The organism is Empedobacter sp. 225-1, assembly GCF_030328185.1.
Lineage (GTDB): Bacteria > Bacteroidota > Bacteroidia > Flavobacteriales > Weeksellaceae > Empedobacter > Empedobacter stercoris.
The window spans coordinates 30140-53444 of record NZ_JACALO010000007.1 but is presented as its reverse complement, the minus strand read 5'-3'; the positions used below and the strand labels follow the sequence as shown (position 1 = coordinate 53444).

The 23305-nt window shown below is 29.3% G+C and carries 23 protein-coding genes; 9 read left to right on the top strand and 14 right to left on the bottom strand.

Features of this window, described 5'->3' with window-relative positions:
* Positions 1–18: 18 nt before the first annotated feature.
* The 6 genes from HX088_RS03560 to HX088_RS03535 are packed head-to-tail and all read right to left on the bottom strand — an operon-like array spanning position 19 to position 6472.
* Positions 19–1227, bottom strand: coding sequence for an O-antigen ligase family protein (locus HX088_RS03560; RefSeq protein ID WP_286483445.1), 1209 nt, complete (start codon positions 1225–1227; stop codon positions 19–21).
* Positions 1224–2093 carry a hypothetical protein gene (locus HX088_RS03555; protein WP_286483443.1) on the bottom strand — a complete coding sequence of 290 codons (870 nt, stop codon included), beginning with the start codon at positions 2091–2093 and terminating at the stop codon, positions 1224–1226. Before HX088_RS03555 ends, HX088_RS03560 begins: the two co-directional genes overlap by 4 nt.
* Positions 2086–3132, bottom strand: coding sequence for a glycosyltransferase (locus HX088_RS03550; RefSeq protein WP_286483441.1), 1047 nt, complete (start codon positions 3130–3132; stop codon positions 2086–2088). The genes HX088_RS03555 and HX088_RS03550 overlap by 8 nt, the downstream gene beginning before the upstream one ends.
* The gene (locus HX088_RS03545; protein ID WP_286483439.1) at positions 3125–4354 is read right to left on the bottom strand and encodes a hypothetical protein; all 1230 of its coding nucleotides are present in this window, start codon (positions 4352–4354) and stop codon (positions 3125–3127) included. Before HX088_RS03545 ends, HX088_RS03550 begins: the two co-directional genes overlap by 8 nt.
* Positions 4347–5543, bottom strand: coding sequence for an oligosaccharide flippase family protein (locus HX088_RS03540; protein ID WP_286483437.1), 1197 nt, complete (start codon positions 5541–5543; stop codon positions 4347–4349). Before HX088_RS03540 ends, HX088_RS03545 begins: the two co-directional genes overlap by 8 nt.
* Positions 5544–5557: 14 nt before the next feature.
* Positions 5558–6472, bottom strand: a complete 915-nt coding sequence (locus tag HX088_RS03535) for a hypothetical protein (protein ID WP_286483435.1) — start codon at positions 6470–6472, stop codon at positions 5558–5560.
* A gap of 89 nt (positions 6473–6561) precedes the next feature.
* Between HX088_RS03535 and HX088_RS03530 the strand changes: the two genes are divergently transcribed.
* Positions 6562–7938, top strand: a complete 1377-nt coding sequence (locus HX088_RS03530; RefSeq protein ID WP_286483433.1) for an exopolysaccharide biosynthesis polyprenyl glycosylphosphotransferase — start codon at positions 6562–6564, stop codon at positions 7936–7938.
* 82 nt (positions 7939–8020) lie between these two features.
* Here HX088_RS03530 and HX088_RS03525 read toward each other — a convergent pair whose 3' ends face one another.
* A complete protein-coding gene (locus HX088_RS03525) occupies positions 8021–8209 on the bottom strand; it encodes a hypothetical protein (RefSeq protein WP_171622946.1) in 189 nt (62 codons plus the stop codon).
* Between the two features lie 39 nt (positions 8210–8248).
* On the opposite strand from HX088_RS03525, the gene HX088_RS03520 reads away from it, so the two are divergent.
* Positions 8249–9193 carry a DUF6427 family protein gene (locus HX088_RS03520; RefSeq protein ID WP_286483429.1) on the top strand — a complete coding sequence of 315 codons (945 nt, stop codon included), beginning with the start codon at positions 8249–8251 and terminating at the stop codon, positions 9191–9193.
* On the opposite strand, the gene HX088_RS03515 is transcribed toward HX088_RS03520, so the two are convergent.
* Both HX088_RS03515 and queD read right to left on the bottom strand, forming a co-directional pair.
* Positions 9128–9955: a UDP-2,3-diacylglucosamine diphosphatase gene (locus tag HX088_RS03515; protein WP_171622948.1), complete on the bottom strand. Its 828-nt coding sequence runs from the start codon at positions 9953–9955 to the stop codon at positions 9128–9130. The genes HX088_RS03520 and HX088_RS03515 overlap by 66 nt on opposite strands.
* A complete protein-coding gene (gene queD, locus HX088_RS03510) occupies positions 9931–10377 on the bottom strand; it encodes a 6-carboxytetrahydropterin synthase QueD (protein WP_171622988.1) in 447 nt (148 codons plus the stop codon). Before queD ends, HX088_RS03515 begins: the two co-directional genes overlap by 25 nt.
* Before the next feature lie 40 nt (positions 10378–10417).
* On the opposite strand from queD, the gene HX088_RS03505 reads away from it, so the two are divergent.
* Together HX088_RS03505 and HX088_RS03500 are read left to right on the top strand one after the other, a co-directional pair.
* A complete protein-coding gene (locus HX088_RS03505; RefSeq protein ID WP_171622949.1) occupies positions 10418–11083 on the top strand; it encodes a ComF family protein in 666 nt (221 codons plus the stop codon).
* 27 nt (positions 11084–11110) lie between these two features.
* Positions 11111–12868, top strand: a complete 1758-nt coding sequence (locus tag HX088_RS03500) for an Ig-like domain-containing domain (protein ID WP_286483427.1) — start codon at positions 11111–11113, stop codon at positions 12866–12868.
* 20 nt (positions 12869–12888) lie between these two features.
* Here the strand turns inward: HX088_RS03500 and HX088_RS03495 are convergent, their stop codons facing one another.
* Positions 12889–13299, bottom strand: a complete 411-nt coding sequence (locus HX088_RS03495; RefSeq protein ID WP_286483425.1) for a DUF2752 domain-containing protein — start codon at positions 13297–13299, stop codon at positions 12889–12891.
* 63 nt (positions 13300–13362) lie between these two features.
* Positions 13363–14727 carry a DNA repair protein RadA gene (gene radA, locus HX088_RS03490; RefSeq protein ID WP_225539547.1) on the bottom strand — a complete coding sequence of 455 codons (1365 nt, stop codon included), beginning with the start codon at positions 14725–14727 and terminating at the stop codon, positions 13363–13365.
* A gap of 197 nt (positions 14728–14924) precedes the next feature.
* Here radA and HX088_RS03485 point away from each other — a divergent pair, with 197 nt between their 5' ends.
* On the top strand, positions 14925–15716 hold the full coding sequence (locus tag HX088_RS03485) for a hypothetical protein (protein ID WP_286483422.1): 792 nt from the start codon (positions 14925–14927) through the stop codon (positions 15714–15716).
* Positions 15709–16482 (top strand): hypothetical protein, encoded by a 774-nt coding sequence (locus HX088_RS03480; RefSeq protein WP_286483420.1) that lies wholly within the window; start codon positions 15709–15711, stop codon positions 16480–16482. The genes HX088_RS03485 and HX088_RS03480 overlap by 8 nt, the downstream gene beginning before the upstream one ends.
* Here the strand turns inward: HX088_RS03480 and HX088_RS03475 are convergent.
* From HX088_RS03475 to panC, 3 genes are all read right to left on the bottom strand, one after another.
* Positions 16475–17482, bottom strand: a complete 1008-nt coding sequence (locus HX088_RS03475) for a lysylphosphatidylglycerol synthase transmembrane domain-containing protein (RefSeq protein WP_286483418.1) — start codon at positions 17480–17482, stop codon at positions 16475–16477. The genes HX088_RS03480 and HX088_RS03475 overlap by 8 nt on opposite strands.
* 35 nt (positions 17483–17517) lie before the next feature.
* Positions 17518–17865: an aspartate 1-decarboxylase gene (gene panD / locus HX088_RS03470; RefSeq protein ID WP_171622959.1), complete on the bottom strand. Its 348-nt coding sequence runs from the start codon at positions 17863–17865 to the stop codon at positions 17518–17520.
* Between the two features lie 87 nt (positions 17866–17952).
* Positions 17953–18795 carry a pantoate--beta-alanine ligase gene (gene panC / locus HX088_RS03465; RefSeq protein WP_286483417.1) on the bottom strand — a complete coding sequence of 281 codons (843 nt, stop codon included), beginning with the start codon at positions 18793–18795 and terminating at the stop codon, positions 17953–17955.
* A 118-nt stretch (positions 18796–18913) separates the two neighbouring features.
* On the opposite strand from panC, the gene HX088_RS03460 reads away from it, so the two are divergent.
* The 3 genes from HX088_RS03460 to glmS are packed head-to-tail and all read left to right on the top strand — an operon-like array spanning position 18914 to position 23229.
* Entirely contained in the window at positions 18914–19726 is an 813-nt protein-coding gene (locus HX088_RS03460; protein WP_171622961.1) for a glycogen/starch synthase, read from the top strand.
* 15 nt (positions 19727–19741) lie between these two features.
* Entirely contained in the window at positions 19742–21352 is a 1611-nt protein-coding gene (locus HX088_RS03455; RefSeq protein WP_171622962.1) for a DUF4270 family protein, read from the top strand.
* 29 nt (positions 21353–21381) lie between these two features.
* On the top strand, positions 21382–23229 hold the full coding sequence (glmS, locus tag HX088_RS03450; protein WP_286483414.1) for a glutamine--fructose-6-phosphate transaminase (isomerizing): 1848 nt from the start codon (positions 21382–21384) through the stop codon (positions 23227–23229).
* Positions 23230–23305 lie beyond the last annotated feature (76 nt).

Below are 23305 nucleotides of genomic sequence, written 5' to 3'. Positions count from 1 at the left end.
AGATTATTTATATATGTATTAAAGAGTTTTATTTTTTCCAAAATCTAAGTTATTAATTGTTTTATTTATTATTAAAGTTGTTAAGATAGCAAAAAGCATAATTCCGCTTTGTCTAATAAGTAAAGATTCTGTTATAAAAAATATAACAAAAGTATTTAGAATTAAAAGCGTTAAGATGTCTTTATACTTTACCTGATAGTAGTATAGATAAAGTAATAAGAAAATAAAACAAGCAAAACCTAATAGACCATAATTAAGAATAATTTCTAGGTATTGATTATGAGCATTATATTCTTCTAAATATGCAGAGGTTAGTTTTCTGTCTTTATATTGATCAAATAAAAAATTACGATCATTACCTGTTCCTCCTCCAAATAATAATCCATTATATTTTATTGTTTCAAGAACGGATAACCAGTGTTCTTTTCTAAAATCTAATCCATCAATAGCTCCAACTTCTGTCATACTCGGTAAAAACCTTTTTTTGAAATTAGGTAAGAAAAACATAAGTATAGAAGAGCTTATTAAACCTAAAATAACAATATATTTTACTTTATGTTTAATTGTAATTACGATAAAAATAAGATTAATAAACAAACTAATAATAGCAATTCTAACGCTTAAGAAATACAATTGAAGACATAAAAATAAAATTATAATAAAATAAAGCAAATTGATTCTCCTTTTTAAATCTTCTTTTATTAAGTAAGATAAAAATGAGATAGTAATAATAATAAACAAGGCAGTGTAAGTAGTATGCTTACCAAAGAAATATCCATATTGATCATAATAAAAAAAAATGCCTAAATCGTTTAATTTTAGGTAGGATGCAAAGCAAAATACTATTATGTTATAAATAACAACAGAAAAACTAAATGTTTTAAGACAATAATATAATTGATTTTTATTAAATCCTGTAGATAAAAAGGTTAATGAAATTAATAAAAAAGGAAGTTGTGTTGTTATTATTCTAAATCCTTCTTTTAAATTGTTCGTATATAATAAACCAAATATTGCTATAATAAATGGTATAGAAAGTAAAAATATCTGTATATAGTTCTTTTTTAATTTTTTAATTTTCTCAATTCCATTATCTTTTAAAAATAAACCAACAAAAACTAAAGTGATAAAGCATTGTGTATTAAAACTATAAGAAGGGATTGTGAAAGAGGCCATAAATAAACCTAATAAAATATAATATAATTTATCGATGTAAATTGATTTCATTTTAATTCTTTAGAGATTAAGTAAGCGATTTTATTATAAGCTTCTAATGTTAAATATTTATTATTATCATAGTAAAAAATAGTAGGATTTTTATTTAAAATTATGTTTGGATCAATGATAATAGGTGTTATACTTTTACGTAATTTCTTTAAATTGAAATTATTTATGTGATGATTTATTAATTCTGGATTTTCAATTATAATCAGTTTTATATTTTTATTATGTAAAATACTATTTAGCTCATTATAAAAACTATCAGGATAAAAATAAGAAAATATAATAATGTAATCAACGGGATTAGGAAGTGTTAGTTTATTATCGTCAATATTAATAAAAGAATTATTATAAATATCTTTTACATTACCAATAAAGTGAACATCTTTATATTTTTTTATTTCTTTTCTAAGATATTTTGCTTCATTGATATAGATTAATTGATTACCAATCATTGCAATTTTTTTATCGCTAGATTTATGTTTCAAAGGAAGATTTAATTTAGAGATACTTTTTACATCATTCAAATTTGTAGGAGAATCTGTAATCCAAACTAAGTCATATAGGTCTAAGGAGTTTTCAGAAAAAATAGAAGAATTAAATCTAAAATAATAATCCTGATCTGTTCTTAAGGAATAAGTAAATTGATTATCAAGTTGAAAATTACTATTATCTACTGAGATAGAAAGGCTGTTTGATGAAACATTTTTTATATTATTTATTTTAAATGTTTCAATAATTTCTTTTTTATCCCAATCATACTGCAATTGATAAAATGATTTTTGAATTTTAGAGAAATAGAATAATCCAAACCCCAAAACTATGAGCAATAGAAATGAAAAAAGGATTTTATTAGGAAGGAATTCATTCATTTAAATAGGCTTTTATTATTTTTTTAAATACAATATTCTCATCAAAATTTTCAAAGCTTTTAAATGCATTAAATCTTAAATTCTGATAGTTAGTATCATTTATATTTTCAATTATTTGTTTCAACTGTATAGCGTTTTTGGGTTCTATTAAAAAACCATTATAATTATTTTGAATGATTTCTGGAATAGAGATCCAATTTGTTGTAATTGAAGGAATTCCGAAAGCTAATGCTTCAATAACTATTCCAGGATAACCTTCTCCGGAAAAGTAAGTAGGAAGTAAAAGTAAGTCATAATTTTTTATAATATGACTTACTTCTTGAGGTTCTAATTCTCCTTTGTAGTTTACATTAGAATTATGAAAGTTATTTTTATTAAAATATCTTTCATCAATAGGACCATAAACATCAAAAACATATGAGTTGTCAAGTAATTTAGAAACTTCAATAATTTCGTTAATTCCTTTTTCATTTATTACACGAGAGATGAATACGAATTTTTTAGAATAAATTTTATCATTCAATTTATGTATTTCAGATTTTCTTGCATTAGGTAACCATTCGATGTTTTTAACACCTAAATTTTCAAAATATTTTATACAAGCTTTTGTCTCGAAAAATATAACGTCAGAAGATAGAATGGTTTTTAAAAATATAGGTTTTATAAATGATGGTAATTTGTGAAAATGGGTATGAAAATCACCTCCAAAAAAATGATAAATAATCCTTTTGTTAAATATTTTAGCCCATAACCATAATAAGGGACCGACAGTAAAGTTAAAATCCCAAGTTGTATGGAAACTAACAATATCTTTTTTTTGAAATATAAATGGGAATTTAATAATCCAAAGAAAATGTTCTATCAAATGTAATTTTGGTTTCCAAATTTTTCGAATATCCTTGTGAGTAATAGAAACACGTTGATCTTGATTTATAAAAAATAATATACTTAAGGCAAGTATAGTAGCTCCACCGATCGAACTACTTGTATTTTTCTTAGGAATGTTTCCAAAAAAAAGTACTTTTTTTTGTTTATGCATTTCTTAAATTTTTCTGATTAGTATAGTTTAAAATAGGGTAAATTAACACTAATGAAAACATTAAAAATTCTAAATTATTTAGTGAAAAAGAAAATAACATATCGAAAAATAAAGTGAAATAGATAACCAAAGCAACCATTAAATTTTTATTAAATTTTCTTCTAAAAAGTGGAATACACAATAAAAAAAAGTAAGTCAATCCACCAATGATTCCTAATTCTACAAAAGCATGAGGAGGATATGTGTCAGTAGTAGGTAACTCCAGCCAAGTGGTATCGTACCAATAAAAATAAATTTCTTGATAGTAAGGCGAATTATACAGTATAGAAGCAGGCCCCCCAAAAGCTCCAATTCCTTTACCAAACAAATTAAAATTATTAAATTCTTGGAACATTACTCGATATGATTCAGCTCTCATAGAAGTTCCTTCAGAAATGTAAACTGTAAAACGAAGGACGATATCTTTTATTATAGAGTCAAATGCTTTTGGAAAAATTGCTAATGCAGTTATAAAAGCTATAATTAACAAAGGTAAAAGCTTGAAAAATGTTTTGTAATAGTAAAACATAAGTATAACAAAAAAAGCAACAAAAGTTTTATAAGAAACACTTAAAAACATTCCCATTAAGCAGACTCCTAAAATTAAATTTTTGTATTTTCCTTTATAAAATTCTTTAACTAAGAAAAGCGCAATCAAATTAAAGAAACCAAAAAAACCGAAGAAGACAACAATACCTGTGGCTCTAATTATACCAGCAGTTTGATTGTAATATCTTAATCCATCAGATGTTTCATAATAAAACCATTGATCTACACCTCTTATCCAATTGATATAGTTGATAATTTGTACAAAAAAATTAATCAGAACAAAAAATATAATAAACTTTATTAATAAAGGTAGGTAGTTTCGGATAGAATAGCTATAAAACAAAGTAATTACAGGAAATAGATACCTTATAGCATCACTTAATCCTGCTTTTATATTAAATGAATTGTATACACCATAAATTAAAAAAGGAAGAAAAAAAAATGTTCCTAAAAATAAATTCTTATTTATTTTCTGATTAAGAAAAATATAAAAAACCATGTATCCAAATCCAAGTATTTTTAGCATACTAGAAATGGAATCATTTATGTTTTGAAATGAAGTACCAATATAAATTAATAAAAATGGTAATAGTATTAGAAACTTATCTATTGTATTTTTATTTATTTTAAGCATAATTAGTTTTAAAATATTTGAAATTTAATTTTCTTAAAATAAAATATCTTCCAGCTAAAGTAAGAATACTACTGATGACAATACCATAAATTCCATAAAGCTTATACAAGAAAGCACATAATATACAATTGATAGTAAGGAAAAAAAGATTAATATATAAATTAAGATTATATCTTTTTTGAATTAATAGATTTGTACCAAATAAATTTGATAAACTTTGAAATATTTTTGCAATCGTAAGTAACACAAATAACCAAAATGTTTCTTGGTAACTTTGATAAAGATTGTCAACCAGTAACTTATAAAATAGAATGAGAAAGATTGAAGTTAGTAAGATAAGACTAGTAATCTGTTTATCTATATTTAGTGTACTAATTACGGGTGTTTTTTTTAGTTTCTCAATATTAACTTGTAAGATAGTTGTTGGTATTATTAGTATAATGGCTGCAATATTTAGAGCAAAACTAAAGTTAGCCATTTCCACATTTGAATTTTGAGATAATAATTTTATTATAAAAATATCTGTATATAAAAAAAGAATATTTGCAAAATCACTTATAACCATTGTTAATGAACCATAAAGTAATTTTTTAAATAAGCGATAATACTTTTTTAAGTGTATAAGTTTGATTTTTGCTTTATATACAACTCTAATAAAATATAAAGACATAAAAGGGGAAATAAAAAAACTAGCATATACCAATGCATATTCTTTAATATTATATCTATAAATTAAACAAAAAACTGTTAAATAAAAAATTAACGAAACAACTATTTTATATATAGAAGCGTATTGTGATCCATTTTTAACAAGTATGTAATTCTGAGTAATACTCCCTGTAAAAAATAAGGCATAAAAGAGAATTGGAATTATCAAAAACGCCATATCAAAAAGCAAAGCTATTCCATAACCAAAAAGTCCTATTAAAAAAGTGAAAGAGATAGATAGTACATAAAAATAGTCTTTATTTCTCGGACTTTTTGTATAACTCATTAACAAGCTTGGAAAACCAAATGCAAATGCAATTGAAAAGGTTTCAATCAATTTTTTATAATATTCAAACTCACCATACTGCTCTTTTGTCATTATATAAGCTGCAAAGAATAAAATTAAGAATTCTAAACCTCTACTAAGAATTATTGATGAACCATAAATAATATAATTTTTGTTGATTAGATTTTGTATCATGCTAAAGTTTACTTTTAGACTAAATGTTTATATTTATTAGAAAACTTTTGAAAACCAGTATAACAAAAGAAAATCAATAAAAATACAATAGGCAAAATAAATTTTAATTGAGAACTTGTAGTTTCTCTACTTGCATTAAGGTTTGCAATTTTAAACACAATATCGTTATTTTCAATCAATTCATTTTTTAGTTTTTTATTTTCCGCTAATAAATTTTGTTTACTATCCATTAATTTATTCACTTCATTAAACACCTCAATATTTACATTGTTATTAGTAGAAGCTTGTGTTGTTCCTAGTTTGCTAAAAATATTATTAATATTCGCAATCGAAATATCATTCTCATGAATTTTTGATTTGATATAGTCTCTGTTTATTTTTAGTTTTTCTTTATAAAAAATTTCGTTATTAAATTGTGAAAATAATTCATCAATTTCTTTTTCGGCTTTTGTGAAATTATTACTGTAGAATGTAATTGTATGATATTTATAGACTTGTTCTGTTTCATTACCTTTCGAATGTTTTACAAGTTTTACATTGTTATCAGCCAAAAATTTTGCAATTTCAATATTATTAATGTCTTGAGACATAAAGTTAAAAACATCTACAATAGGTTCAATTTCAACACTTTTAATAGCAGAGTTAGGCTTGAATTTTAAACTATTAACCTCTTTATATAAAAAAGGTTGACTATTAACATTAGGAGTTACAATTATTTCATGTTTAAACCTATTTTTCTGAAAATAGTTATCAATAAAAAACCCTGAAATAAAACCAATAATCAATAAAGAGATAATGATAATTTTTTTTCTTAAAAGAAATCTTAAAAATTGATATAATTTAATACCAAAACTATTAAAACCTTTAGATAAACTAAGAAAAATATCATTAATATTTAATTCTTCTGATTGATTTTTTTTTATGTCCATTTTTGTTAAATATATTTGATGCAAATATATTAATTTTTGGATGTAATCCAGGAAGATTCAATTATTATAACTAACTAATATTACATAAAATGTTATTAAGAAAAAGATTTAATCAAATAGAATTACTAATGAATCTAATTATAATTAGTTTATTATTGGTAATTTTTATTAAATTACATTATCAGATAAATATTAAATATAGTATTCCAACTTATTTTGAGATTATAAATTCGCATTATAAGGCAATTCTTCTTATCATGAGTTTTTGGATATTACTTATAGGAAATTTCAATTATTTGTCCTTAAGTAATTTGAAATTTTATAAACAGTTAGGAGATACGGGTAAAGTATTTATTTTATTTTCACTATTTATTTTCACTATTTCTGGAGTTAAAAGTGAAGAATTATTATCGATTAATTTAATACTTTGTTATTTAAGTATTACATTTTTATTGATTTTATTCGTGAAATTATTTTTGTTTTTTTTACTCAAAAATTTTTTTAAAAATGGAAAATATACAGTAAACGCAATAATTGTTGGTAATAATGATAATGTAGATAAACTAATAGCGACACTTAAAAATAGGAAAGATCTTGGAATAAATATTGTAAAAATATTAGATGATAAATTATTGGAAAAAACTGATATTAAACAATTATTTAAAAATAATGATATTCAGATTATTTATATAGCTCAAAATGGATTAAATTATGATTATTTGTATAAAGAGTTATATGAATTAGCTTTGTTAAATCATATGGAAATTAATTACATACCGTATGCTTTTGAAGAAAAAGTGTTGAGTTTCTCTGTTAATTACATTGATACCCTTCCTATTTATACTATAAAAAAGTACCCATTAGAGCAAACAAATAATCAAATAGTAAAATCATTATTTGATATTATTTTTTCATCTTTAGTTTGTGTTTTTATTTTAAGTTGGTTGTTTCCAATTATAGCTTTATTAATTAAATTAGATTCTAAAGGATCTGTCATTTTCAAGCAGAAAAGAAGAGGAATTAATGGTAAAGATTTTGATTGTTATAAGTTTAGAACGATGCGTAATGATGGTACAAATTCTATAAAAGCTACTGTTGTAAATGATAATAGAATTACCAAAATCGGGAATTTTCTTAGAAAAACAAGTTTAGATGAATTGCCGCAATTTATAAATGTTCTCAAAGGAGATATGTCTATAGTTGGGCCTAGACCTCATATGATATCACAGGACATATATTATAGTGAAATAATAAGAAAATATAATCTTAGAAATTATGTGAAACCTGGAATTACTGGTCTATCTCAAGTGAAAGGGTATAGAGGAGCTATAGATTGTGACAAAGATATGGAAGATCGTATTCGAACAGATATTTTTTATGTACGAAATTGGTCTTTATTATTAGATATACAAATTATTTATCAGACAGTAGTATTAGTTTTTAAAGGTGACGAAAACGCAATATAATTCACAAAAAAACCCTTTACAGTTATTGTAAAGGGTTTCTCGAATTAATTCGAAAATATATTTTTATACAAATAAAGATGGATTATCTTTCGTATTTTTTTTCATTTTCGGTTCCAAAGCTAGCGATTTTAAATAACCACCATCCCATCAATGCGCATCCGATGAATGTAAATAACCATCCAAAGATAACGCCAACTGGAGATAATAAATTTTCAAAAGTCCATTTGAAAATATCACCAATCGCAAAAAATAAATCAGTTATAACTCCCATATTCTAGTTTATTGCTTAATTTGCATCAAAGTTAATAAAATGTTGGTTAATCTACTTGACAAAAGGAATTTTTTTATACAGATTTTTATCATTGTACTGTTTACATTGCTTGGAGCAGCGAATTTTAACAGTATTGGTCTGAGTAATTTAGAAAAATTGGGCGTATTTCTAACGATTTTAACAATTGCTTTTGTAGGTTATACCGATAATACAAACGATTTAATTAGTACGTCATCATATCCAACGTTTATTTATATTTTATGGCTAATGCCTTTTATAGGCGGATTGTCAGACTATCGTATTGCAGGAAGTTTATTGCTTGTTACCTATATTACAGTACAATTGTTGTACTTCGAATCCGAAAAAAATGATACATATAATGCGTTTGATATAGGTGTGTTTATGAGCTTTGCAATTTTACTCAATCCTCCACTTATATTTTTAGGAATAGCTATTTTCGCTTATTTCTTGACGCTAAGAGTGGTAGAACCTAAGATTCCTATTCTTGGATTTTTAGGATTTATTCTTCCAGTATTAATTGTAGCACAAGTAAGTTTTCTTTTAGATTATTACTTTATGTACGATTTTTATAAAGAACAATTAATGTTTACAATGGTACATTTCGAATTGAAACAATTGTTTTTAATTCCAGTTGCAATTGTCTTAATTTACTCTATTGTTAATCATTTCAAGAATATTAATAAGCTGACAGCTCAAAAGAAAAGAATCTTTTTGTTGATGCACTTTATGTTTCTCGTCATTTTTATCACTTATATTCTTTACGGAGGAAATAATGATACTTATCTTGCTTTTTTAGGATTTAGTATTATGCTAATGTTGACCAGATATTTTACCGAAAGCAAACCGAAAATAGAGTGGCTAAAAGAAGCTTATCTATGGATTTTTATGATTTGCTTGTTAATCTATAATTTTTATGATCGAATCCCGAGATTCTTCTCCTTGATTACGGAAGTAAGTTTTTAATTCGAATTCCTTTCCATCAAAAACACCATAGGTAAAATAGTTAATCCAATCTCCAAGATTGATGTGACGTGCTTTACCTATCGCAATTTCCATTGGTAAATGTCGATGTCCATAGACAAGGTAATCGTAGTATTTTCGATGCAATTGTTTGCGACTGTATAAGATCAACCATTCGTTATCAATACCAAGAAAATTGACATCTTCATCGCCCGAAATCATTTTGTTTTTTCGCGAAGCTGTAATTCCTAACCACATAGCTAAATCGGGATGAAGTAAGTAAAAAAGAAATTGACAAACTTTGTTGGTAAACACTTTTTTCATGCGTTTGTAACCTTTATCTCCAGGACCTTTTCCATCGCCATGAACAATAAAAAACTCTTTGTTGTTGATGATAAAATCTTGTTTATCTCGAAAAACGATTGCATTGATTTGTTCTTGCAGATAATCTTTCATCCATAAATCATGATTACCAACAAAAAAATAAATTGGAATTCCACGATCAGATAGTTCGGCTAATTTTCCTAAAACACGAACAAATCCTTTCGGAACAACATGTTTATATTCGAACCAAAAATCAAATAAATCACCAATCAAAAATAAAACACCACAATCGTCTTTTATTTCATCAAGCCATTTTACAAACAATTTTTCGCGTACCAAACTATCTTTTTCATTCGGAGCACCAAAATGATGATCCGAAGAAAAATAGGCCTTTTTACCAGCTTCTAATTGAATGTTTATTGGTTGTCCTCCGCTAACCATTCTGCATAAGAATTATCTGTTTCATGTAATTTTAGCGCAACCAAATCAATATTATTTGGTAAAAGAGGCTTTATTCTATCCACAATCCACAAAATCATATTTTCTGCAGATGGTTGATAATTTGTAAATACAACATTATGCCCTTCGGCTAATAATTTTTCACCCAAAGATTTGTGAGGAGAATTTTCGTTCAATAGAATAGCATGATCAAAAAGATCAACAATTTCTTTGTTGACAATTTTCTTCAAATCTCCAAAATCCATCACCATTCCAAGTTTCACATCGTTGATATCCTCAGAAGGAACACCTTTTACAGTAACAAATAATTTGTACGAATGTCCATGTATATTTTTACACTTTCCGTCATAACCATGCAATGCATGTGCAGTTTCGAACGTAAAAGCTTTTGTAAGTCGAATGATTTTCATTAAATTTAGTACTAAACTTTAATTTGCAAAGGTAATGGAAATCAAAACAATCGTAAATTCTTTGGTTGATTTATTTTTTCCGATGCGTTGTTTGGATTGTCAAGAGGTGATTCAACCTTCGCAGTTTCTGTGCGTTTCATGCTCAACCAATCTCGCATTTACCCATTGGCAATTTGATCAAAACAATATAGCTTATTCTAAATTACGAAATATATGCGAGGTAGAAAATGTTGTTGCTTTGTTAGAATTTAAACATCACAATACAACGCAAACAATTTTGCATGAAATGAAATATAGAAATCGTCCACAAATAGGAATTGATTTAGCACAGTTAATCAAATTTGATTTGAGTGATTATGACGGAATTATTCCGATTCCATTACATCCAAAACGATTGAAAAAAAGAGGGTATAACCAAGTTGAATATTTTGCACGAACATTGGCTGAAAATAATCAAATCAATTACTTTTCGGATGGATTAATTCGAGTTAAATATCATTCATCTCAAGTAAATGAAGATAAACAACATCGGTTAAATAACTTGAAAAATGCGTTTGAAATTAATCCAAATCTAAAACCTGGACATTATATTTTGATTGATGATGTACTAACAACAGGTGCTACTATTGCCTCGGCAGTTAAACAGTTTAATTTTTCAGAAAATTTTAAGATAAGTGTAATCACCATTGCTTGTGCTTAATAACAAGCTTTTTCTTAACTTGCGCCCATGAATAAGACGACACGTTTTTCGCTTTTGATGTTAACTATTTTGACGGTTATTTCTTGTGCAAGACAGGGTTCGCCAACTGGTGGACCTAAAGATGAAACACCACCAGTTTTCCTAAAAGCTGCTCCAGACACGTTGGCAACGAATGTAGATGTCAATTTGCAAGAAGCAACAATCAACTTTGATGAGTATATTATCTTGAAGGAATACAGCAAAAATGTGGTAATTTCTCCTTCGTTTCAGATACCGCCAATTGTAACGCCTCAAGCATTAGCAAAGAAAAATATTTCAATAAAATTTCAAGAACCACTTTTGCCAAATACAACCTATAGTTTCAATTTTGGTGATGCAGTTCAAGATTTTAATGAGAACAATAAGTTGTCAAATTTTCAATATGTTTTTTCGACAGGTAGTTTTATCGATTCGTTAAAAGTAACGGGACATGTAAATTCGTCTTATGATTTTAAATTACCAGAGAAGATATTGGTCGGGCTATATAAAGTAGACAGTGCATATACCGATAGTGTGGTGTTGCAAAAGAAACCATATTATATTGCAAGAGCAAATGATAAAGGTGCATATCAGTTAAATTATTTGGCTTCAGGGAAATATAAACTGATTGCATTCGAAGATAAAGTAGAAAATGTAATGTATGATTATGGTAAAGAACGTTTAGCTTTTCATAATGAAGCGATAGAATTGAATTCGAATCAGGCAATAAACTTGAATTTATTCAATCAAAAACCAGCATATCGTAAGCCAGAAGCAAGTTTCAAACAAGAAGGTTTGATTGTGTTTAAAACAACTGGAGCAACAGAAGATGTAACGATTACACCTGTAGGGAAAGAATTTAAATCGGCTTACATTGAGAAATTTCCAAAGCAAGATTCGATTAACTTTTGGTTTAATCCAAAGGTGGACACCATATCAGGGCGAAGCGCAAAATTAAAATTTAATGTGCAACATAAGGATCAAATTGATTCGATTAGTGCATTGTATTCAAAATCGAATGTTGAACGTAAATTAGAGTTTAAAGCGTTAAATGATCAAAAATTAGCACCGAATAAAACGTTTAAAATCCAAGCTAATGCACCTATTAAATCGTTAGATTTAACTAAAATTCACGTATTCAAGGATACAGTTTCAATACCATTCAACGTTTCGATTGATACGATTAATGCACAAAATTTAAACTTTGTTTTTGATAAAAATTTAGATGAGAAGTTTGAGGTAAATATCTATCCCAATGCGTTAACGGATGTTTTAGGAGAAAAGAATGATACATTGGCATATCCAATAAAAATGGGAACGCGTGGTGATTTTGGGCATTTGAAATTAACGCTTCAGAATACGCCTTCAAAACCATTTATTTTGCAATTCCTGAAAGCAGATCAAAACTTTACAGTTTTAGAAGAGATTTATAATCCAGCGAATAAAAATTATTTTGAGTTTAATTTTATAGAACCAGGCGAATATTTGTTCCGATTGTTGGTAGATGAAAATACAAATGGAAAATGGGATACAGGTGATTATTTATCAGGTAAACAACCTGAACCAATTTATTTGTATCCAGAACCAATTAAAGTACGAGCAATGTGGGAGGCTACTGAAACTTGGGTTTTAGGAGAAGCGAACCAAGCTGTTTCGTTACCAAATGATGAGGTAGATTCGGATAAAAATAGAATACGTCGAGGAGAGTTAAAAGAAGGTGAGGAGCGTAGCGCTACACAATCAGATCAAAAAAAATTAGAGGAATAGTTCCTTTAATTTTTTTTGATTTAACCTTCTGGTGCTAAATAGATAAACGGTGAAAGAGGAATATTTCTTAAAATCGAATAAATTAATAAAAAGAGTAGAAAGTTTCGCGCGAAACTTGTTGAAAAATGAAACTTACTCGATAAAGGTTCCGCTAAAAATATATTTCCGATAATAGAATAATAAAAACGTATGCAAATATATAGCGAAAAGGGGAGTAGCAAATTATATCGCAACGATTGTAAAATATGGCCGTGTGTTAATAAATAAAAAGCGCGTTGACCACCACAACCAGGACACCATAAGCCAGTTATTGCATGAAACATACATTTTATTGTAAACGGACTTTGGTTGTTGTAATAACCGTAAAAATAAGCGATTCCCAAAATTGGCAATACGGTTGCTAATCCATAAACTAAAATCCGCTTTTTCATATTATTTCGTTTGAAACAAAACTATAATATACATGTAAATCCAATTATTTGATGACTTTTAATTTATTGAAACAACATACGGTAAAGATCTTCGACTTTTGAAATTCGGACAATTCTGATTCCAAAATCTGTATCTTTTATTTTGTTGTACTTTGAAACAAATATAACATCAAATCCTAATTTTTCCGCTTCCGTAATACGCTGTTCTACACGATTTACAGCCCTTATTTCGCCGCTCAAACCAACTTCGCCAGCAAAACAACAGTTATCAGGAACGGCAGAATCTTCGCTCGAAGAAAGAATTGCAGCGATAACAGCCAAGTCAATTGCAGGGTCGTCTACACGAATTCCTCCTGTAATATTCAAGAAAACATCTTTCATATTCAATCGAAAACCAGCGCGCTTTTCTAATACAGCCAACAACATGTTCAATCGCTTCGCGTCAAAACCAGTAGCAGTCCGTTGTGGAGTTCCATAAACTGCGGTAGAAACTAAAGCCTGAATTTCGATTAACATTGGACGAACGCCTTCCAAAGTGGCTGCAATCGCATTTCCACTTAACAATTCGTCTTTTTTTGTAATCAACACTTCGGATGGATTTGTGACTTCGCGCAAACCGGCACCTTGCATCTCGTAAATTCCGATTTCTGCAGTCGAACCGAAACGGTTTTTATTCGCACGTAAAATTCGATAAATATGGTTGCGATCACCTTCAAATTGTAAGACAACATCCACCATGTGTTCCAAAATTTTTGGTCCAGCAATTACTCCTTCTTTGGTGATGTGACCAATCAAAATAATCGGCGTGTTGGTTTCTTTGGCGTACTGAATCAACTCAAAAGTGGTTTCTCGAATTTGAGAAATACTCCCAGGAGAAGATTCTACATAAGTGGTTTGTAAGGTTTGAACAGAATCTACAACGATCAATTGAGGTTGAATCTCTTTTGCGTGTGCAAATATTTTTTGCGTATTTGTTTCAGGTAAAATAAAACACTGATCAGATTCGATACCAATTCGTTCGGCACGAAGTTTTACTTGCGAAACAGATTCCTCGCCAGATACATACAAGATTTTAATCGTATCTAACTTTAAGGCAACTTGCAGCATTAAGGTCGATTTTCCTACACCAGGTTCTCCACCAACCAAAATAACTGATCCAGGAACAATTCCGCCTCCTAAAACTCGGTCTAATTCTTGGTTTTTAGTCGAAATACGGATTTCTCCCAACGGATTAATTTCTCGAATATTTAGTGCAAAAGTTTTCTCTTTTTTATCCGATTTATCTTTCCACGATTTTTTTTCTTCGCCTTTGTCAACAATTTCTTCAACAATGGTATTCCATTCACCACAACTTTTGCATTGTCCCATCCATTGTGAGGTTTGCGTGCCACAGTTTTGGCAGAAATAGGTAGTTTTTGTTTTAGCCATAGTTTCAAATTTACACAAAAATAATGGTTTAGTGCGACAAACTGTGGAGTTCTATTTGTGAAATTTTTTAATACAATAAGTAAATAACGTTAATGATAGTCCACTTTTTTAACAAATTAACTACTTTAGATAAAGTTGAGTTAAATATTGATTTACAATCATTTTCTCGATTATTTTTAAGAGAAAATTGAATGCCAATGATGAGAACTTTACTTTTTAACCTATTTTTCATTTTATGTAGTTTACTTTATGCGCAATCAACCTTAATTACTGGGAAAATTATGGTTGACGATGCTGATGAAGTGATGGATCTGAGTGGAGCAACGGTTGAAAATTTAATGACAAAAGCCAAAGCAAAAGCCAATTCGGAAGGATTATTTTCGATAAATGTTAATTTGGATGATGAATTATACATTAAGCATTTGGGGATTCAAGATCGAAGTTTGAAAGTTACTGAAGCTATGATGACGAAAGGATTTGTAAGTATTCACATGAATGTAGAAGTAATCGAATTAGCTGAAACGAATATTCAGAAACTGAATAAAGATGCGTTTAGGAATATGGGAAAAGAGAAATCGTTTCAAGAAAAATTAGGAGATGAAATGGGAATTAATTCACTTGATTTTAAAGCTGAATTGAATCTAAAACATGATGAAGAAATAGTCAATCGAACAATCAAACAGGTTGGAGGAGTTAATTTATTGGGAATAATGAATCTTTTCAAAAATCCCAAAAAGCGTGTTAAAAATTCTGTTCCACTAAAAATAGTGAAAGAAGATCAATTGCTTGCGCTTCGTAGGTTTTATACGACTTATTATTTTGTTAATGATTTGAAGATTCCAGAAGGAAAAATCAATGAGTTTTTAGATTATTGTTATTCAAATTTTGATTTTCCAACGTTGTTAAGGGGTAATAATTTTGATGAAATACTTTTTGTCATAGAAGAACAATCACCAATTTATTTAGCAAAAATATCGAAGAATGAATAAATTTTTATACATCTTATTTTTTAGTTTGATCAGTATTTTTTCGCTTGCACAATCCAATTTGATTACTGGAAAAGTGGTGATTGACGATGGTATTGTGGGACAAGATATTGTTGAGAATATTTTGATTACCAACGAAACGACTAATGCTAAAGCATTTACAAACTCGAAGGGAATGTTTTCGATCAAAGCTTCTGTTGGAGATGAATTGATTTTTACGCACGATTTTTACAAAGAGCGTGCAATCAAAATAACAGCTGATATTTTAGCAAAAGGAATGTTGACCATTCATTTAAATATTGAAACAATAGAATTAGCTGAGGCTCGGATTAATACATTAGACAAAAACTTTAAGAATAATATTAAGCTCAAACACGATAAAGTAGATGATTTGTATAAAGGATTGAATCTTGGAATTGATCCCAATTTACGTTTCAGGAAGATCGATCCGTATGCCTCTTCAATGTTGAATAACAATGGATTGTTAGACCCATCTAATTGGATAGCAACAATTTCTGGACAAAAGAAAAAAGATAAAAAACAAGATCAATATTTTAAAAGAATAGATAAAATCAAAGAGTTAGAAAACTATTTTACGAAAAATTATTTTGTCGAAAGTTTGAATATTCCTGAAAATAAAGTCAGTGATTATGTAACGTATTGTTATCACAATTTCGGGTTAGAGAAATTAGTAAAAGAAAATAAATATGATAAAATAACTGAAATATTAGAAGATCAAGCGTTCAAATATTTGGAGATGATTAAATAGTAGAATCTCGACGAATTTTTGCAATTTTATAAATCGCGATTAAGCCAAAACTAATCATCGAAATAACTTGAGCTATATAAAGTATTAACCCAAAATAGTCGCCAATAGCTCGTCCTTCGTGCTGATCGCCGCCTTTAGCAAGATACACTGCTGAAAATGCGATCGACATGACGTAAGGATAAGCTAATCCGCCAGAAACGGGCAAAATCATTCCAAAAGAACCTGCAATTAAAAGAAATAAACCTTCTGCAATTCCAAAGTTTTCTGTATCTGGAAACGCGAAGAAAACTAAATAGGTCATCAAAAAATAACAAATCCAAAGAGCAAAAGAATAAAAGATAAATAGACTTCTTCTTTCTAATTTTGAGATTGATTTGATTCCTTCCCAAAGTCCTAAAAGAAATGTTTTAATTTTCTCGAAAAACTTCAATTGGATAATTTTTTTCCAGAAAATGGCAACTAACATCATTCCAAAAAGAACAATTCCAATCGCGATGTAATACTTTAAGAAAGAAGGTTCTGTTGTTGGTTGATGTGCTTTTTCTTTGTTTCCTAATTCTACAAAACGCATAAAGGTCTCGTAGTTAAAAATAAGTGTTAATCCGAAAAATAAGCCTAAAAATAAGAGGTCAATAACGCGTTCTAAAACAACTGTACCAAATGATTTTTCGAAAGGGACATTTTCCATTTTATAAAAACTTGTTGCTCGTGCAACTTCGCCACTTCTCGGAATGGTTAAATTCATAAAATAAGCAAAGGCAATTGCCCAAAAACCAGATGAAGTTTGGGTATTGTACCCCATTGGTTTGAGAAGAAGTTTCCAACGAGCGGCACGTATCCAATAGGTGAGGATACTAATAGCCATTGATGCAAAAATCCAAAAGTAATTGGTCTCTTTTAAAACGTTTGCAACTCGTTCGAAATCAATTTGCCTCACTGTTATTACCACAAAAAAGAGTGCTAACAATGAAGCAATGATTAAGAAGAGTGATTGTTTCATCTTACTCTTCATATAAATGTTTGAAAATTAATTTCTTAATCTAAACGATTATTGTCGTTAGGGAAAACAATTGTTGGTTCGTATGTTTTGGCTTCCTCAAAATCCATCATCGCGTAGGTAATAATGATTACCGTATCACCAACTTGTACTTTGCGCGCAGCAGGTCCATTCAAACAAATTTCGCCACTTCCACGTTTCCCTTTTATAATATAAGTTTCAAATCGTTCACCGTTTTCTTGAACAACGATTTGTACTTTTTGACCCACTACCATATTTGCAGCATCAATCAAATCTTCATCGATTGTGATACTTCCGATATAATTTAGTTTTGCGTCTGTTACCTTAACTCTATGTATTTTAGAGTGAAAAACTTCTACCATCATAATTTTGCAAAGTTACATTGAACTTATAAATTTCAAAACCTATTCCAATATTTTTCAATGGATTTGGAACAAATATTTTAGTTTTTTTTAGAATTGAATATTATCAATTAAACGAACATCGCCTGCATAGGCAACAACAAACCCTCGAATATGTTTTGCTTCAGAAAAACGGTTGATAGACAACAATGTTTCTTCGTCTGTGATTTCGAAATATTCTAATTCAAAAGGAGAGTTTTCAAATTCATTTTCGACAAATGCTTTCACTTCAGCTATATCTTTTCCGTTGTTTTTAAGTTGAACAGCTTTAGATAAAATCGAAAAAATTTGTGGTGCATCTGTTGTTTGTTGTGTTGATAAACGAGCATTTCTCGAACTAAAAGCTAAACCAGAATCTGCACGATGAATGGGCATAGGAACAATTTCGACATCCAAATTCTCTTGTTTTACCATTTCTTGAATGATACGAATTTGTTGAAAATCTTTTTCTCCAAAATATGCTCTTGTTGGTTGAACGGCTTTGAATAATTTGCAAACAATTGTTGCAACACCATCAAAATGTCCTGGACGAGAAGAACCTTCCATGACTTTGTCAATCGTTCCGAAATCGTAATGTTTTGCACCTTCATTTGACTCGTATAAATCCTCTACTGTTGGCATATAGACAAAATCACAACCATTTTTCATTAACAATTCCTTATCACTTTCCTCAGTTCGAGGATATTTTGCTAAATCTTCTGGATTATTAAATTGTGTTGGATTGACAAAAATACTTACAATTGTGTAGTCATTTTGAGCCTTAGAAGCTTTTACTAAAGACATGTGCCCTTCGTGCAAAGCGCCCATTGTAGGGATAAACCCGATGGTTTTGTTTTGGTTTTTTAACTCGACGATTACGGGAGTTAATTTTTCCTTTTCGTTAAATACAACCATTCCACTGATTTGTTAAAAAAAAACTAATATCCGGCAAAGCTACTATAAGCAAATAATATATCAACATTTTTTTGTAAATTTGTGCCTTATTATTCATTAGGAAAAGAGAGTAGAAATTATGGAAGGAAAGCGCATATTGTATGTAACAACAGAAATGGTACCTTATTTTCCTGAAAATCCGATGTCTTCTCAAGCATTAGATTTGCCAAAAATCATGCAAAGTAATGGCGCAGATGTAAGAATCTTTATGCCAAGATTTGGAGCAATTAATGAAAGAAGACACCAATTACATGAAGTAATACGACTTTCAGGTATGAACATGATTATTAATGACTTGGATCAACCCTTAATCATTAAAGTAGCATCTGTACCAGGAGAGCGACTACAAGTGTATTTTATCGATAACGAAGAATATTTTAAACGTAAAGAAGTTTATGGAGAAGGAAATGATTTGTTTTCTGATAATGATGAGCGTTCGATTTTCTTCGCAAAAGGAGTTTTAGAGACAGTAAAAAAATTAAACTGGAAACCAGACGTAGTTCACGTTATGGGATGGATGTCAAGTTTAGTACCATTGTACCTAAAGAAATATTATTCGGATGATCCATTTTTTCAAGATGCGAAAGTAGTAGTTTCACTATTTGACAATGCATTTGATGGAGAATTGGATAATGGATTAATCAATAAATTAGCCTTCGATAAAGTAGAAGGGGAAGTAAAACAATACTTAGAAAAACCGACTCATTTAGGAATGATTCAAGCTTCTTTAGAATACGCAGATGCTGTAGCGAGAGGAGAAGAGATAATTCCAGAAGATGTCAAAAACTATATCAACCAACAAAATATTCCTCTATTAGATTATTGCTCAAAAGAGCAAGCAAAAGAAGTGTACAACAACTTTTATCTTGAGGAAGTAATGAACTCTAATTAAAATCCGTTGAGATTAATGAAAAAATTTTTGAATGTCCTTTCTGTATCTGTTGCAATGATGATTGGAATGGGAACAATGGTTTCTTGTGAAAACGAAACATTAGAATTAGATAACAATGTTATTGGAGGAGAAGCTGATGGGAATGTGAAATCGTTAGATGTATTAGCGTTTAATGCAAGTTTTGATACGATTCGATCTGATAGATTTGTATTGCAAAATGGGGCTTTTGGTGTGTACAATGAACCAATTTTTGGCTCGACTGCATCAAAGTTTTATACGCAATTTAGACCTACTTCTATTGGAGACCAAGATTTTGGTACAGAGCCAAAAGTAGATTCTGTCAATCTTATCATCCCTGTTTATTACAATTCTACAAAAGATCCTATTTCTAAGGACACAATCAACTTGTCTAAACCAGGAGAGAAACCAGAAGATACAGATACAATCCAAATTACAACAAAATACGCTGTTGATTCCTTGTATGGAAAAAAGGATTTGGAGATGACGTTGAAAATTAAAGACATTAATACGGTTTTATATCGAGACTCAAAGTATTTTTCTAAATTAGATGGTTCAGAATCGCCAATAGATGCCAATTCGAGAGTGATTGGGACTGCTAAAATTGGAAAAACAGTGGTGAGTAAAGTTGTAAAACAAAAAACAGGAACAACTAATATTTCGGAAGAAGCAGTAGGTTACAAAGTCTCTTTAGATAAAGATTATTTTGACGAAAAAATCATCAAGAATGCTAAAACAGGATTGCTTTCTGATTATGCAACATTTATTCGTGAAAACATCAAAGGGTTAGAATTTTCTGTTGAAGAAACGGATGGATTTATCATCAATTTTAATCCAAATAAAATGGATTTAAAAATGTATTATTCATACAAAAATCCAACACCTAAAAAAGATACAGATAAAGAATACAAAGAACGTTTGGACGCAACCTATGATTTTGATTTCTCTAATCAGTGGAATTCAGGTACAGCGAATAACTCAAATGTAATTGCTTCTCAAATTGTAAATAATATAGCAGGTTCTACTTATTCAACAGTTCAACCAGACTCTATAAAGGGTGATGCAAGATTGTTTTTGAGTGGAATGAGTGGTAACTATGCGAAATTAAAATTCAACACCCAACAGTTAGATGAATTGAAGACAGAAATGTCGAAAAGTGATATTGCTATTCTTGGTGCCAAATTGAAATTTTATATAGATGAATCATATGGTTTTCCAAAACCACCGTATATAACTGCTTGGAATAACTACAAAAAAGAGGACAAAATTGTTAATGAATTATATGCAGATGTTTTAGAATTTTATAATTCGTATCCACTTTCTGTACACTTTAATCCTCAAGTAAAAGGAAAAACAGAGTTTTATACAATTGATATCACAAAACATCTGAAAAGTATGTTAGAAAAAGGAAATGAATTTAAAGACCAAACAATGTACATTACATTGGGTAATTTTATCACTTCTGTTTCTGATGCGACAACTATCAATAGTACAAACCCATTCCAAAATAATAGAGCATACAATCCGTATAGAATTGTATTGCACGGGAATAACACAGAAAATGATGCTAAAAAATTAAAACTATTAGTATATTATTCAAAAAAATAACAATTTAACTTAAAATACTATATAACATTATGTGTGGAATTGTAGGATATATTGGTCATCGCGAAGCGTATCCAATTATTATAAATGGATTGAGAAGATTAGAGTATCGTGGTTACGATAGTGCTGGCTTAGTCCTTTCTACTGGTACTGATTTTGAATTAGTAAAAACAAAAGGAAAAGTTTCTGATTTAGAAGAAAAATCATCAAATTTAGATAAAACACCTCATTTAGGAATTGGTCATACACGTTGGGCTACACATGGTGTTCCAAACGATGTAAACTCGCATCCGCATATGTCAAACAGTGGACGTTTGGTTTTAGTTCATAATGGTATTATTGAAAACTATGAATCAATCAAAAAATTGTTGATCGAAAAAGGTTATGTTTTTCACAGTGATACAGATACAGAAGTTTTAGTAAACTTTATTCAATTATTTCAAGAAGAACAAAATCTAAATTTAACAGATGCTGTTCGTTTAGCGCTTAATGAAGTGATTGGAGCTTATGCAATAGCAGTTTTAGACAAAGAAGAACCAAATACAATTGTTGTTGGACGTTTAGGATCTCCATTAGCAATCGGAATTGGTGAAAACGAATTCTTTGTAGCTTCTGACGCTTCTCCGTTTATCGAATTTACGAAAGATGCTGTTTATTTAGAAGACGGAGACATGGCAACAATTACTTTAGACAAAGCAGTTGATGTACGTACAATTAAAAATAATGAAGCGGTATCTTTAGATGTTCAAGAATTAAAATTAAATATCGAAGCAATCGAAAAAGGAGGGTACGAACATTTCATGTTAAAAGAAATCAACGAACAACCTCGTTCTATTCGTGATACAATGCGTGGACGTTTATTGGTTGACGAAGGTGTCATCAAAATGGCAGGTATTTGGGATCATCAAGAGAAATTCTTAAATGCCAAACGTATCATTATTGTAGCTTGTGGAACGTCTTACCATGCAGGATTAGTAGCAGAATACATGATCGAAGATTTCGCTCGCATTCCTGTAGAAGTAGAATATGCATCAGAATTCCGTTACCGTAATCCAATCATCAACAAACATGATGTGGTAATTGCAATCTCTCAATCAGGAGAAACGGCAGATACATTAGCAGCGCTTAAATTAGCAAAAGAAAATGGTGCCTTTATCTTCGGAATTAACAATGTTGTAGGTTCATCTATCGCTCGTATTACAGATGCTGGTGCTTATACACACGCAGGTCCTGAGATTGGTGTTGCTTCAACAAAAGCTTTTACAGCTCAGTTAACAGTTTTAGCATTGATTGCATTAAAATTAGGAAAACACAATGGTGAATTATCAGCAGAGAAATTCAACTTGTTAACACACGAATTAGAGCGTATTCCAGAATTAGTGCAACAAATTTTAGATAATTGCGAAGGCGTTATCGATAAAATTGCCGAAAAATACAAAGACAATAGAAATGCAATTTATTTAGGTCGTGGGTATAACTTCCCATCAGCCTTAGAAGGTGCATTAAAATTAAAAGAAATTTCTTACATCCACGCAGAAGGGTATCCTGCAGCAGAAATGAAGCACGGACCAATCGCATTGTTGGATGAAAATATGCCAGTTATTGTTATTGCAACGAAAAAAGGATATTACGAAAAAGTAGTTTCTAACATTCAAGAAATTAAATCTCGTAGTGCAAAAGTAATTGCAATTGTAAACGAAGGCGATGAACAAGTTACTGCAATGGCAGATGATTATGTTGTAATCCCAGAAACGGCAGAAGAGTTTTCTCCAATTTTAACAGCTATTCCATTACAATTATTATCTTATTGGATTGCTGTAAAATTAGGTAAAAATGTAGATCAGCCTCGTAACTTGGCAAAATCAGTTACAGTTGAGTAAAATAAATATTTAGATCAATAATTAAAGGGGTGATGTTTTAAAATCATCCCTTTTTCATTTTATAATTTTAGAATTA